At 46.1% G+C, this 15582-nt stretch carries 10 protein-coding genes; 3 read left to right on the forward strand and 7 right to left on the reverse strand.

What is annotated here, in order from left to right:
- Nucleotides 1-29 precede the first annotated feature (29 nt).
- The 3 genes from AC58PV_RS29575 (at nt 30) to AC58PV_RS29585 (ending at nt 2597) form a co-directional block, all read left to right on the forward strand.
- On the forward strand, nt 30-272 hold the full coding sequence (locus tag AC58PV_RS29575; RefSeq protein ID WP_497436399.1) for a hypothetical protein: 243 nt from the start codon (nt 30-32) through the stop codon (nt 270-272).
- Between the two features lie 44 nt (nt 273-316).
- Nucleotides 317-1075 (forward strand): hypothetical protein, encoded by a 759-nt coding sequence (locus AC58PV_RS29580; RefSeq protein WP_497436400.1) that lies wholly within the window; start codon nt 317-319, stop codon nt 1073-1075.
- A 667-nt stretch (nt 1076-1742) separates the two neighbouring features.
- Entirely contained in the window at nt 1743-2597 is an 855-nt protein-coding gene (locus AC58PV_RS29585; protein WP_497436401.1) for a helix-turn-helix transcriptional regulator, read from the forward strand.
- Nucleotides 2598-2695: 98 nt separating this feature from the next.
- Here the strand turns inward: AC58PV_RS29585 and AC58PV_RS29590 are convergent, their stop codons facing one another.
- The 7 genes from AC58PV_RS29590 to AC58PV_RS29620 all read right to left on the reverse strand — a co-directional run bounded on the left by AC58PV_RS29590 (nt 2696) and on the right by AC58PV_RS29620 (nt 15562).
- Complete coding sequence (locus tag AC58PV_RS29590) at nt 2696-3604, reverse strand: phytanoyl-CoA dioxygenase family protein (protein WP_497436403.1); 909 nt, start codon at nt 3602-3604, stop codon at nt 2696-2698.
- A gap of 62 nt (nt 3605-3666) precedes the next feature.
- Nucleotides 3667-4464 (reverse strand): response regulator transcription factor, encoded by a 798-nt coding sequence (locus AC58PV_RS29595; RefSeq protein WP_497436404.1) that lies wholly within the window; start codon nt 4462-4464, stop codon nt 3667-3669.
- Nucleotides 4465-6246 (reverse strand): sensor histidine kinase, encoded by a 1782-nt coding sequence (locus AC58PV_RS29600; protein WP_497436405.1) that lies wholly within the window; start codon nt 6244-6246, stop codon nt 4465-4467.
- Nucleotides 6247-6377: 131 nt separating this feature from the next.
- Nucleotides 6378-7205 (reverse strand): carbohydrate ABC transporter permease, encoded by an 828-nt coding sequence (locus AC58PV_RS29605; protein WP_497436406.1) that lies wholly within the window; start codon nt 7203-7205, stop codon nt 6378-6380.
- Between the two features lie 4 nt (nt 7206-7209).
- Complete coding sequence (locus tag AC58PV_RS29610) at nt 7210-8079, reverse strand: carbohydrate ABC transporter permease (protein WP_497436408.1); 870 nt, start codon at nt 8077-8079, stop codon at nt 7210-7212.
- 83 nt (nt 8080-8162) lie between these two features.
- On the reverse strand, nt 8163-9491 hold the full coding sequence (locus AC58PV_RS29615; RefSeq protein WP_497436409.1) for an ABC transporter substrate-binding protein: 1329 nt from the start codon (nt 9489-9491) through the stop codon (nt 8163-8165).
- Nucleotides 9492-9661: 170 nt separating this feature from the next.
- The gene (locus AC58PV_RS29620) at nt 9662-15562 is read right to left on the reverse strand and encodes an S-layer homology domain-containing protein (protein ID WP_497436410.1); all 5901 of its coding nucleotides are present in this window, start codon (nt 15560-15562) and stop codon (nt 9662-9664) included.
- Between the last annotated feature and the right edge of the window lie 20 nt (nt 15563-15582).

Raw genomic sequence — 15582 nt, forward strand, 5'->3', positions numbered from 1 at the left:
TATCACTTATTAGGAGGCATACCTTGCCTATGAAAATCTATGTCATCCTCTCTTTTGATGGGGAAACACTTGAGAATGTTTATGTCGGTCCCGACGAGGACAAAGCGCTTGCGTTTAAGCCGGCTGATTTTGACAATTGCGACGCACTCTTTGTGGAAATATGGGAAGATGGGGAAAAGACCGATGATTTCCGTTTAGAAGAAGAGGACGATTCGGAAGATGAAGACGAGGATCAAGATAACGAAGAGGAACATGAGGAAGAAGTGAAGTAAATTTCAAATTCCCCCTCTATATACAATGGAAAGGTTGATTACATATGGAATATGCATTCGCTATTCAACCAGCTGCATTTACTCGTTTTGATGAAGAGTCCGAGCTGATCGAACAATGTAAAGAATGGGGTTTAGTTTCTGAAAAAGCGGTCAAAGCGAAAGCCTTTTTCTATAAAGGCAATAGCCTCAATGTCGCTTGCAATATCGTCGGCCTCGTGGATCCCATGACAGCTGTCATTGAACTGGATACGAAGCAGTTGCACTGCATACATCCCTCCTATTTGAAGGAAATGCAGGCGGCGAACTATAGCCAACGTGGTGCAGCGCTAGCTGAAGAAGCTGCAGTTGTGGACGAGGCTGAGTCTACTGCTGAACCTGAGGAAAAGCCGGCAAAGGCGGCCAAGTCCAAGAAAACCGAAGATATTTCGGAAGATGGACAAGCAGCCCCTGCTGAGAAAGCGCCGCCTAAGGAAAAAACGAAAAAAGAGAAAGCCCCTAAATTGGAGCTTCCTGAAGAAAAAGTGAAAATGCAAGCAACAGTTAGCGAGTTTACGACCGTACCGAACAACTTCTCAGACACCGATGATGAAGTCATCATCTATGAAGCTGTATCCATCCTGGATCCAGCGCTAGAGGTAGGAACCGCGTGGTCGAGCCACAGTGCAACGCTCAAGAAGCTCGAACTCGCCGTCGGCGACACCGTCACCTTCGAGTGCAAAATCGTCGCGAAAAAGCTGAGCAAGCATCCGGTGCCTTATAAGATCAACAATCCGGGGAAGATGCAGAAGGTAGTGGAGAATTAGTGTGAACTTCAGCCCCTTTTGGGGGCTGGAGTTTTTTTGTTGGCTGAGCTGCCGCTTCAGGCCAGCTCAGACGCCTAGGCGGAGTTAGCGAAATAAGGCCCAAAATGGGCCTTATTTCCTCCAGCGACGCCCCGCGGGCCAACTTTAGCGCCCTAAATAGGCGCTATAGCCTCCGCTGCGCTCGCCTTCACAGCGCTCCGAGCCCCATAAGGCCCAAAATGGGCCTTATTCCCTCCCACGACGCCCCGCGGACCAACTTTAGCGCCCCAAATGGGCGCTATCTCCTCCGCTGCGCTCGCTCCCCCGGCGCTCCGAGCCCCATAAGGCCCAAAACGGGCCTTATCTCCTCACACGACGCCCCGCGGACCAACTTTAGCGCCCTAAATGGGCGCTAAAACCTCCGCTGCGCTCGCTTTCTCAGCGCACCATGCACATACACGCCCAAACCATCACTTCAAAACATATCTACTCAACCCCTCATCCGCACTAATTTTCACTCTACACCCTAACCCTTATGCGAATGAGCTACATAAACACAAACCACACACCCACAAGTAGCTAGATTTGTCATTCATCCCCTTCATCCCCACTCTCACTTTGTTGCCAAAAGCACTCTGCATACCCTGCTGCTCATGCTATAATAAGCATTGAGAAAGGTGCTGATCCCATGGCTCACGACCTGACAAGCATGCAACCGGCAGAAACGATCGGTATGCTTGCGGACTACTATTTTCCACCCTACATTACATTAGCTCATATGTTCCATGCCCCGCAGGGATGGGGGATACACAATCGAGAGATGACACAGTACGTTTTGCAATATGTCGTCGATGGGTTTGCCCATTATCCTGTTGGTGATAATCCGTATGAGACGCGCCGCGGTGATCTCTTATTTCATCGTCCGAATGAACGACACTCGATTATCAAAGAAGATCACAGTCCTTATGTTTGTATATCACTTGTCTTTCACTTCGGTACGTCCGCGTTCCCCTACGAAGACCTCTTCAAACATAAGCATCACCTCGGTAATTTCGCGGATCATCCGGTAGAAACGATGCTGTCACAGCTTGTTTCGCACTACCGCCAACCAGGACTCCTGCATCAAATGCACTGTCAAAGCCTACTGATGCGCATTCTTGCTGAAGCCGCGCAAGCTTTCGAAACGGGTTCTACTCGTGCCAAAACCGACGCACTCACGATGCCCAAACTCGTCTTAATCAAAAACTATCTCACCGAACACTACGACCGTGAAATACAAATTAGAGAACTGGAAGATGTTTCTGGTCTCAGCAAAAACTACATTTTGAGCTTATTCCGCCAACACGTCGGCATGTCGCCTATGCAGTACTTAACGTGGATCCGCATCAACAAAGCCAAAGAGTTAGCTATCCACAGCAACCTTTCCTTCAGCGAAATTGCGGATCGCGTGGGCTACTCAGATGTCCACACATTCGGGCGCATGTTCAAGAAAAAAACGGGGCAAAGTTTAACCCAGTTTTGTTCGAATTTGATTTATTCCTAAGGGGATGTAGCTAATTTTGCCCCCTTCTGCTCATTTAGCGCAAAGTGGCACTAATTAAAAAATAAGGCTGCCCCCATCAGGGACAGCCTCATTCTCACTCACCTACGCCAATATTCCGTATGCGTATACCGATATGTCTTCGGTGCTTGCTTCGTACCTATCGCAAATGCACCCTTTGGTTGATAGTCATACGGCGTTTCACCTGTTGTATACGCTGCTTCTTTGCGTTTCTCGATGCAATCGACGAGCATATGCTGCTTCAACGAGAGGTACTCCAGCGTATGCGGACCGAATTCCGCTTCGATTTCACCTGGGCGGAACTCATAGTACACGGTTCGGCGCAGCGCGTTGCCATCTCCCTCTGGAGAGCCATGCAGCAGCTGAATATTGTGGAAAATAACATCCCCAGGATTCATCGGCACGGGTACAGCATCGCTGACATCAAAACCTGGGAGCGCACAGCGTTCCTCAGCATCCTTAGCCCCCCAATGGTTCGAACCAGGAATAACCCACAGACATGATTTCAAATCCGCTTCATCCAAATAGAAATCGACATTGAAGATCGGACGCGGATCTGTGCAGCCTTCAGGCACTGACGCATCACGGTGCCAAGGCACGCTAGCCGCTTGATTCGGGATTTTCACAACTAAGGAATCCCACGTTGGAATAAAGTTAACCCCCTGAATCTTGGCCACCGATCTTAAAATAAACGGATGCGCAAGCAGCACTTTATTTGCCTCTTGCTTGTCGATAATAAATTCCGTCCGCCAATATTTGCGTTCTCCATTTTTCCTCACACGGTACATATAGTCCTCGTCATCACTTCCAGCCATTCCAATGTCTACGGCCTTCATCGTCTGTTCCTGTAAGAGTCGAAGCTCCTCTCCAACGATCACATTGCGGATAACAAGGAAACCATTTTCCAAGAAAAACTGCGCTTGTTCACTCGTAATTTCATCTTGCAGTAAAGCATCGGCTTCAGGTATATGGATCTTTTGTTGGCTCATGCGAACAACCTCCTCAACTATCTTTCATACCTTTACTTTACTGCAACAGGCAAGGAAAATCTTTAGTCTAAACAGGCATTTTGGTTGCCAAAAGCACACTGTCCGCTTTGATATTCTTTTGGCGTCATACCAACCGACTTTTTGAACAATTTCGTGAAATAAACTGGATCCGAGTAACCCACGAGCGAACCCACTTCGTACATTTTCACATCCGGATAATCTTCCAAGATATGCTTCGCTTTCACGATCCGCAGATCGGTCACGTAGTCGGTGATCGTCTTATTCGTTTCCCTTTTGAACAACTTGCACAAATAACTTGGATTCAAACCTACTTTAGCGGAAAGCTCATTCAGCTCGAAGGCTTGATTAAGATCAGACTCCAGCATGCGAATCACATCGGCAATAATTTGCTTTTTGTGAACCTTAGGCTCCTCCGCTATAGGACCAGCAGTCTCTTTTTCAGATGCATCCACTTCCGCCAAACGCTCCCCAACTCGCTTCAAAACTTGAAATAAATCCTTCTTGTTCACGGGCTTCGACAAATATTCCTCTACACCGAACCGAATGGCTTGGCGGGCATACTCGAATTCATTAAATCCACTTAATAGAATAATATGCGCATCCGGATAATCGGCCCTTGTTCGCTCGATCAGCTTCATCCCGTCCATCATGGGCATTTTGATATCTGTCAGGAGGATCTTACAATCCGCAGCTTCCCAGCTCCTCATTTTATCCATCGCCTGAATCCCGTTCGCGCACAACCCTATAATCTCAATAGGCAACCCCATCGCCTCAATCATGGCTTGAAGACCTAACCGAATTCGCTGTTCATCATCGACTATCAACATTTTCATCGTCATCTATGCGCTCTCCTTCCATGCTTCCAGAACCGGTAGGACAATCGTTACGGTCGTGCCCACATTGATTTCACTACTTACTTGCAGACCGAATGGTGCCCCATACTGCAAAATAATGCGCTCATTCACGTTGGCAATCCCGATGTTATTGCGATTTTCTTGCTGCAAACCTTGCATCGCATTCCGAATCATTTTCAGCTGCGCCTCTTCCATGCCACACCCATTATCCCGAACGGTAAAATAGATCGCTTGCTTATCCTTGTAAGAACGAATCGTAATGAGACAATTCTCTTCCTTCATTTCAAAACCATGCAAGATGGCATTCTCCACGATAGGTTGAAATAAGAGTTTAATAACCGGGTAACTTAGATGAGCCTCGCTGATGTCTAACTCAAGAACAATATCTTTGGAGAATCGAAAATTTTGCAGTGCCACATATTTCTCCAAATGGTCCAATTCCTTATGAATCGTCACCTGATCCGTCCCTCGCAGTATGCCATACCGCAGCAATTCCCCCAAATTATAGGTCATTTCCGATATCTCATAATCTCGCTTAACTTCGGCCGTCATGCGGATAACTTCCAACGTGTTATAGATGAAATGAGGGTTAATTTGATGCTGCAGCGACCTTAGCTCAGCCTCTCGTTTGCGATTTTGCGTCTGATAGACCTCCTCTACCAGCTCATTAATTCTTCTAATCATATTATTAAAATGCTTCGCCAGTATGCCAAACTCGTCCGAATATTTCACCGGAATTTGAACATCCAGATTCTCCTTATTGACCTGTTTCATGGTCCTCATCAGCGTCCTTAACGGCCGTGTCAACGCAATCGCAATGATCGCAGAGGTGACTAGCGCAACGGTAATTGACAGCAGAACGAGAATCATCGTGAAATCCCGCGTTACCCGCGTCTCCTCTGTCAAATGATCCACAGGAATTAGCACGATCTGCTTCCAGCCCGTCACTTCGGAAGTCGTATAGGAAGTCAAATACGTCTTCCCTTCCAGCGTCACCTTGAAACTGCCCTGTGCCCCGACGGCTTTACGAACCAGCTCATTACTCGCTACATTCGTTGAAATCCATCTCTGTTCGCTATCATAGATCACCGTATTCTGATCATCAAGCACCATGGTCCTGCCTGTGGTCACCTCATCCAACTCACGGACGGCATCCCCGATGACTTGAATTCTCGAGTCAAAGATGATCATGCCAATACCTTCTAGCGAATTCGTATTCTTTAATTCTCGCGCTATCGAGAAATAATATTTATCCGTATGACCAACGGTTATTTTCTGAGTGGAGATCACAATGGAAGATCCCTGTGCATTCCGTACTTGTTGACGCAAATCAACGGCTTGCTGCCGAATATCGGCTCGGATCGTATCATTCTTGGTGCTGTCGTACATGTTGCCATAATTATCGAATATATAGACGGATTCCGTATCATTCTTCAAGCTATTCAAGCCTTTGACGAAGTTCTGGAGGCGGTTGTTTTCTTCCACCGTTTTATTCGGATTCGCAAGCGACTCCTGAATATCTTGCATATAAATCTGGCTGCCTGTTACGCGTTTAATATCCGAGACATATTGGTCTACCCGCTCCAAAATTTTCTGTGAAATCTGATTGACATAGAGAGCTGTATTCTTTTCAATCGACTTCGAATAACTTGAATACGAGATCATTGAGATGGTAACTATCGGCACTGTAATCCCAATGACAAACACCGTAATTAGCTTCTTCGTGAGTGACAGCCTCACAATCCAATGCCATATTTCGCTTCGCACAACAAGTTCCCCCTAGCTCTCCCACAGGAATGTAAGCCCTTTCTTTTCAAAATCCAAGAAAACCCATGGCTCTGTAGTCAGTGCCTTGGGTTACTATTTCGACTCACCAGCAGCGGTGTCCTGCTCATTCATTATTTCACTGAACCATTCGTAATCCCGGAGAAAATATAGCGTTGCAAGAACAGATATAACAACACTGTCGGAAGTAAGATAATCAGGATAGCCGCACAAATCAATTGCCACTCGGCACTATTCGTACCTGTAAATTTCATCAAGGTGGTCGACACCACACCTAGCTTCTGCGAAGGCATATACAAATATGGCGTGTACATATCATTATAAATCGAGATGGTTTTCAGAATAATGACCGTTGAAATCGCCGGTGTCAGCAGCGGAACGATAATCCGGTAGAAAATACCATACAGCGATAGACCTTCGATCATTGCATTCTCATCAAGCTCATAAGGGATATTTCGAATAAACTGAAGCAAGATGTAAATTTGTACGACGTCCGCTCCAATATATAAGAGCACAGGTGCGAAATGTGTGTTGAATAACCCCAACCATTTGATAATGGAGAAAATCGCCACCTGTGTTGTGATAGCTGGAATAATCGCTGCACCCGTGTATAGACCGAGTATAAGGAAACGACCTGGAAACTTAAAACGTCCTAACACGTACGCCACCATTGTGCCCATAACGATATTTCCAATCAAAGACAAGCCTATCACGATGGTTGTATTCAGAAACGCCTGCCCGAGGTTTCCTCGTTCAAACACAAGCTGGAAATTTTCAAAATTAAGAAAGGAGTTCGGCAATGAAAACGCGCTGGACATGCCATATTCCTTGCTCCCCTTAAAGGCATTTACACACAAGATATATAGGGGGAAAAAGATAATCAGGCTCGCAAAGGACAAAAGCGCGTATTTCACTGCCGATGTGATCTGTCTTGGTTTCATGGTGTCACTCCTCCTTTCCTCCAACAATTCTCCGTTGTACAGATACTACGACAATCACGACAATCATGAGTAGTACACTCATCGCTGAAGCGAGTCCAAAGTTGTTATATTGAAACGCGGTCTCCACTGTTTGCTGAACATACGTTTTACTTGCCGCCAAAGGGCCGCCTTTGGTAAGTACGAAAGGAAGGTCGAATACTTCCAAAGCCCCAATCACCGTCAGAAACAGATTAAGCTCGATAATTTTCCTCATACCAGGGATTGTAATGTAACGAAGCACTTGAAATCGTCGTGCACCGTCTATTTTAGCTGCTTCATAGAGATCTTCAGGCAACGACTGTAATGCACCTAAGTAGACAACCATATTGAAACCCATAAACTTCCACACACCAATTGATGCTAGCGATATGTTGACTAGACCAGGCTTACCTAACCAGGAAATCGGTTCCATGCCTAGCCAACTTAAGAAATAATTCAATGAACCCGTGTTGGTGTCAAATACGTAACCGAACATGAACGCTACGGCGACCCCATTCATAATGTAAGGCAGGAATATGACCGTCCGAAACATGTTACGTCCCTTGAGCTTACTGTTTAACAGGACTGCGAAGAAAAAGGCGATTACATTTTGCAGGATACCCCCTACGAAGTAAGCAACATTATGGAGGAAAACATAAAAGACTTCCCTATTTCCTATGATTTCTTTGTAATTTGAAAATCCAACCCACGTTTTAACCGGCGCTAACCCATCCCATGAGGTAAAGCTTAGGTAAATGAGTCTTAGAGCCGGATAGTAGGTAAATGTCATAAGCAGCATGAGTGGCACAATTAAAAACGATACGATTAAAGTAATTTTTTGTTGTTGGTAGCTCATCCCCATACCTCATTGCTCTTTAATTTGAAAAAAGAGGACTGAATGCTTGCACACTTCTCATTCAGCCCTCTTTCGCCTAACGCTTACTTACCGAGCGCTTTCTTTGCATCTACCCATTTTTTGTTGTATTTATCAAATACTTTGGCCACATCTGTTACCGCTACTTCTTGTGCGATATCGTTCAGGTCAATTTGCGCTTTGTTTTGGATCGCCATGGCGTCGCTGTTATCCGCAGCGATTTCAACGAAGTTCAAGTCTTTGGTAGCTAGGAATTCCGACAATTGGGTTACCGAGGACTTCTTATCTTTCAAAGATGGAATGAAGCCAGCGAAATCATCATAGCCTGAATCCTCAATTAACCATTTTACGAAAGCTTTTGCTGTCTTGAGGTTTTTACTATTTTTGCTAACCGCATAGAAGTAGTCAGGTGTCATGAGAGTAGTCAGTTTACCTGAGTTATCGAAAGGCATTGGGAAGAAGCCAACATTCGTACTTTCCGTGCCATTTTCAATGACTTGCGGGATGACCCAGTTCGGCAAGAGGTACATTGCCATTTTACCTGAAGCTACATCCTTCTTGGATTGCTCCCAGTTCGAGGAGTTGATATCTTTCTCGACATACCCCTTGCTAATCATCGTTTTGAGGATGCCAAGTGACTTGGCGAACGCACCATTCGGGTCAAAAGCATTTTCCTGCTTGATACGATCATTCCAGAAGTTGGGGTTGCCGGACATCGCTACAGCGACATGCTGCCATGTGTAGAGCGGCCATTTGTCCTTGTAATTGGTTGCAAGAGGAACAATTCCCTTCGCTTTCAACTTCTCAGATGCGGCATAGAATTCATCCAATGTTTTCGGAAGTGCGGTAATGCCGGCATCAGCGAAGGCTTTCTTGTTGTATACGATGCCTGTTGTGGAGCCGCCAGTTACGAGGCCATACGTGCCACCGTTTGCTGTTTTGTAGTCTTTGAACCGAATTTTTTCATTCAAGCCGAGATCATCCAGTGGGGCAAAATAATCAGGAAGCTGTGTATTCGGAATGTTCGGAATCAGAACGACGTCGGGTACTTCCGCTGTTGCCAAGCGTAATTTGATCGCAGCTTCATAATCCTTCAGCGCCTCGAATTCCACATCTGCATTCGGGTACTTCTTCTTGAAGGCTTCCTTATATTCTTTCAGCTTCGTATCAATTAAATCTGTGCGGTTCGTTGCGAACACGATCTTCCCTTTAATCTCATCATTCGGGTTCGCCGCTTTGGGGGCTTCCGTCGCTGCGGCTGGCGTAGCTGCTGCCGTCGTAGCTTTGGCTGCAGGTGTTGGGCTAGCTGTCGTTGTCGTTGTTTCCGATCCGCATGCTGCGAGTAACGTTGCCAGTAAACAAATTGATGTTGTGGCTACTAATGTTTTCTTCATCCTATTTCCCCCAATGAACTAGTTTGTGTAGCGCTTACATTTTTATTATAAAACGTTCATACTTCGAGTAAAATGGCACGCATTTGTTTTTCCTTGTACTGTATTTCCACTTTTCGGTGGAAACGGGGTGAAAACCATGTGGAAATTTGGGGGCCGAAGCCCCCTCTTTCTCATTGTACTACGCCAAGCTTATGCAATAGATTATAGAAAACCGTGGCTGCTTCCGCACGCGTTGCCACAGCTTGCGGATGGAAGGATCCGTCCGGATTGCCGCTTAATAAGCCTAGGGCTGCTGCTTGACGGATGGATGACTGTGCCCAGGCTGAAACGCTAGCCCCATCAGTGAACGTCAGTGTTGCGGCAAGCTTCACCGTCTGAGGCAGCTTCGTTAATGCCAGTGCTCGGCTGAGCATGACTGCCATCTGCTCTCTTGTGATCGTCGCATTTGGCCGGAAGCTGTGGTCTTCGAAGCCATCTATTAAACCTAGCTCACTAGCAGCATGAATGACTGATGAATACCAATCGGTTGCGGCTACATCCGTAAATTTGGCTTGTGAATCCTTCGACGGTACAATGCCCATCGCTTTCACAAGCATCGTGGTAAACTCGGCACGTGTGACTGCACGGTCTGGCGCGAACGTGGTGTCTGTCACACCATTCAACAGCAGCTTGGATGCTAAGGTTCCAATGGCAGATTGAGCCCAATGTGTACGTGGAACATCTGTGAAATGAGCTTCATGGGAGACAATTGCGTATACGCTGTTCCCATTTCTGTTAATGATAGCTTCTACACCATTGGCTTGGGACTGGAAGGACGCAGGAACGAATGTCATAGCACCTGTCGACTCATCAATAACGACAACTGTAGCTAATGACAAATCGCTAGTGCTGTTCACAAAAATACTCCGAGTGATGAATAACGACCCGAAATGAGTAATCTCGGTTTGTTTATCTCCACTAGATACAACCAATCGGAAGGATACCGGCGTACCTAGTACTGTTATGCCTTGCTTTTCAGCTGCTTGGCGAACTTGTTCTGCTAACTCCGTAGATACAGGCGTGATTGCTATATGCAAGCTCGCATCCCCAGCGTCTGTACCTATCGCTTTAAGCACAACTGGATTCGTTAGGATACGGAGTGGGATCTCGTAAAAGCCCGCTTCATTAGTCAGCTTAACCACTGTATTGGCTAGTGCATCAGGATATGCTCCAAGTGCTGTAGATAGCAACGAAGTTGGTATCACAACTTCATCTGTTTCCTTCGTGCTGTATGCCATTACTATTGGCGTTCCATCCTCTTTCGTCAACAGAAGCTCCAGCGCTTTCTTCAAATCCGCTTCTTGGATAATGGCTTGACGAACTTCTTTACCTGCGGAATCAGTCACCGTTTGACGTTTGAAAGCTTCATTCGTCAATTCGATTTGATTGGCTTTCTCCAAAACGGTTGGTGCAGGTATGATAACCCCTGGTGAGGAAGAGCCGGAATCTCCTTGATCTATTGGATCCACAGGGTCTACTGGATCTACTGGGTCTACTGGATCTACCGGATCCACAGGATCCACAGGATCTACGGGATCCACAGGATCTACGGGATCTACGGGATCTGGGTCCTCCCCTGATTTGTAAACTTGGATCGTATCGAAATACAGTGTACCTTGACCGATCGACCCTTGCGGCCCTTGATTCACATAAATGGAGAACTCTTTAATTGCATCCAAATTGATCATATTGTCACCGCTAGAGCTCCATGGCGCTTTGGTAAACGCTTGGAATGGCAGCTTGATCACACTTGACTTCTCATCATTGAGATCGATATAGGATTCCCAAGCCGAACCATCATCCTCAAGAAATTGGATCGTTAATTTGCGATTAGACCCGTCTTTTTTCAACCAGAAACGGATGCCATCATACACGCTCCAGTCTAAAGCATCGAGCTTTTTATTCACGCCGGCAAAATTCTTCGATGCAGATGGCAACTCATACACATATTTGCCCCCGAAAGGTCCTGCTTCTTTATGATCCGCGACTGGTGTTAACGTCACAGATCCACCATCCCTGTTCGTCGAATAAGTACCACCTGCCACGAGTTCGCCACCGCCATAATAGTCGAAATTATCAATGGTCGGCACTTGATCAATCGCGATGGAATCGATATAAATGGCATTCGATCCCAACTGCCCTGCACCTTGATTTACAAAAATAGCATAGGAGGCAATCTCAGCACGATTGAACTTACCGTCACCCTTGGACCATGTTTGATTGCGTGCGAAACCACCAAACGGAATTTGAATGACACTTGCTTCCGTTGAATTCATTCTCAACTGCGCTTCCCAGATATCCCCATCACTTTCAGTCAATTGGAACGTAAGTCCATGGCCCACTGCATCTGACTTCAGCCAGAAAGATAGTGCATTGCCGCCACTCGCAATATTGAGCTTGCCTAATGTCCTTTTGACACCTGCGTAGCCTTTCTCAGTTGTCAATGTGTAGGCGAGTTTCAGTCCATGACCGCCATCTTGTTTAATGCTATTTTCTAGAGAAGCTGTGATTTCCGCGCCGCCTTCATCCTTCACATAATCTGCTCGGACGCCCGCATCGGTTGAATAGTAGTCAAAGTTATCAATCTCACGAAGCGAAGCCCCCTGAACATCGTCCAGATACAGTGTTCCTGCTCCATTGCCGATTGAACCTCTGTCCACATAAACGGAAAACTCTGAAACAGACGCCAAATCAAGCTTCCCATCTACCGCTACCGACTGCCATCCTGCCAGATGGAAGGAACCGAAAGGAATCTTTAATAAGGTGCCATTGGTATGGTTGACATACACCTTGGCTTCCCAATACTCGCCAGTTGCGTCTTTTAATTGATACGTGACACCGCGTCCAGCTTCTCCTGCTTTCATCCATAGCTGGACACCATTGTTGGCCGACCAATCCGCTCCTCCGATGAATTTGGTTACACCCGCGTATCCTTTGGCTGCAGTTAGATCAAAAGCAAGCTTAAGGCCAAACGCACCCGATTGTTTGTTCTCCGCATCGAGCGTTGTCTGTATGGGATCACCATCGGAATTTCGTTTATATTGAGCTTGCAACTTCGCATTATCTGAACCATAGTCTTCATAATTGTCTACAACAGGTGATTTGTATAACCGGAAATCATCTAGATAAATCGTGCGAGTAACGTTGGCCGCTCCATCAATGTTAATACTAAATGTCGTAATGGATGAAAGATCAAAAACATTGTTCCCTACGCCAACATGCGAATTCTTCCACCAGTCAGGTACATAAAATTGGCTGAATGGTAACTTAATTAACTGAGGACCACTGCCAGATACCCCAATATCTTTTTTCCAAACCTCACCTTTCGTGGCACTTCCTTCATTAAATTGAATGGAAATACCCGTATAGGCATCTGCAGGCTGTACCCAGAAAGAAATACCGCTATTGCCAGACCAATCCGTATTGGTAATTTGCTTTTCCATGCCCCCCCAGCCTTTGCTCAGGGAAGAGGTTAATTTCAAGCTGTAATTTCCTTCGGATTTATGCACAGTATCTAAGTTTAATTGGAGTGGTGAACCTGAGTTATTCACTGTATAAGCACTTTGTAACATCGAATCTGAGCCCGTATAGCTCTCAAAGTTTTCAATGACATCACTCTTCACATTGGTAGGTGGCTCTAATTTTTCTGAACCTACACCAATTTGGATGCGCCCTACTTGCGGGCTCCAATACTCGGAAGCGAAATTTGCTGGAATAACCGGGAACACAATTTTCAAATACTTCGTTCCAGCTGGCAATGTGTATGCGGTGTATACCATACGGCTCCACCAACCGTCGCCCGGAACTTCATCTACACGAACTTGACTAACCGTTGAGTATTGTACACCATCTGGCGATGTTAAAAAAGTGAAATTGGGAAGCCGATATTTACTTGGTTCTTGCCTAGCGAAACTCGTCATGACGAAATAATTCATATCCCCGGCCGTGTGATACACGAACGATTCCGCATTGTTAGCTGTACGTGCTAAACGTTTTAAATCATCGCCAAAATAAGTGCCTCCAGATTCAAAACCTAGATTAGGCGAGTGGTCGGCCATTTTCAACATATTATTCATTTCGTCTGTCAACACGCCATTGGTAATCGCGACGCTTGTTATGGCCTCTTTATAAATAAGCTCTTCGCCACTTGTATGGTTGTATACGATTTCAATATCGCCTAACTGGGATTCCCCATCCCCTACAGGGAAAGTGACTTTAAAATATTTCGCATCCGCAGGCAATGAATTCGATTGATACACAATGTGACGCCAATCACCACCGCCAACATCCGATTGGTCTACCCGAAGCTTCGTGTAATTAGTTCCATCCGTAGACATCCAGAATTCAAACTCGCTATTGGGATGACCCGCATGTCGGTAAGCAGATGCTCTCACGGACAACGCTCGCAGCTCACTTGAATTCGTTGGTGTCGAAGGAAGTGCATAGGCTACGAATTGTTCAACGGCATTCGGCTGCAGTTTGAGTCGATAATGATCGCCACCGATTAAAGCTGGATCCAAATCATCAGTGGTAAATTTCAAATCCGTAGAGAATTGATACATTTTGCTATAATCGATGAGCTCATCCTGTATGGCATGTTTCGCAATGACAGGACCTACGACTGGCGAATAGGTGGATTCACCAACGGTATTACGTGCCTTCGTTCGATAGAAATAGGTAGCACCTGTAACAGAGGTCATATCGTCGAATAAATCCGTTCTGTAGGCGTCATATATCTGCGCTCCTACAATCTCCCAAGGCCCGTTTGCATATACGGAACGCTCTACGGTATAGGCCGTTGCACCAGTGGACCCTTTCCATCCGATACGGGAAACCGTATCAATCGGCAGCATAATCGGTGCTTCAGGCAATGGTAAATCTGGCTTTGGACTGATACCGCGAATGGCATACGCTCTGTCCCGTAACAGCCCCAATACGGATGATTCCTCGAAGCCTTGTTCGCCTGCTGGGAAGCCTGGCCATTTGTAAGCCTCATAGAATGTCCCGCCATATGTTCCTTCCGTATGTCGGAAGAAGCCTCCGTCCTCATTGTGATACCGCAGGCTCCAAATCAAGGCACCGCTGGTACCATTTTCAACAACATTGTTTAAGAACGGTGTTAATTCTGTCTTTGGAATAAAGCCAAATTCCCCGACGTAGAAAGGTTTTTTCCCTCTTGCCGTATTCTTATCGATATTGACTTGTGAAGCAAAACTAGCGTAATGGTTAGGATAATAATGATTACTTACCATATCAACAGGTGAACTTTCCTCAAGTGAACTGGCATCAATGCCGTATTTCCCGTCAATAAGCAAGTGCTTAGGATCGATTTCTTTGATGAAAGCACCTATTTCCGCCGTCCATGCGGAGGATGGAGGAGTTAATTCATTTCCTGTCTCCCACGCGAGAATGGCAGGATCATCTTTATAAAGCACGTTTGTCAGTGTATTCCGACGATTCAATACATACGAGATCGTATCTTTGAAATCCTTCTTAATGTCCGCATCTGTCCAGAAAGCATCCTTGCTCTTCCCGCGAAACTTGGCATACTCAGCAATCCCGCCCCACCATTCATATTGATCTACGAAAGGAATGATAAGACGAATGCCATATTCGTTTGCAAGCGCAAGCGCACGGTCTAGTGCGACAAACGCTTCCTCGTTGAACTGATTAGGTCCAAGAACATGGCGAATCATGCCAGGGTAATCGGTCTCCTTTTTAACAGAAAGGACATAGGTTCTCGTTGCTGTTGATCCCATTTGCTGCAAAGCTTTAAATGCATCACGCTGCTCCCATTCCGTCGGAACCTGCCAATAGCCGTCCTCGACCATCGTTAACGTAGGCACATTCGCCCCAATAAAACGAAATTCGCTGGCGCCATCCATCAATTTATCCCCTGATCGGGTAATAAAATTGCTCAAGGCCGCATTTGATTCCGCTTTCATTTTTGGCGTGCCTACAAAACCGCCCATAAGCATTGATACCACTAGCATGGTTACTATAAGCTTTGCACACATGCTTTTCAAACGCATACGTTCGCCCCCTCGTATCC

It is taken from the genome of Paenibacillus sp. J22FR83 (assembly GCF_059691955.1).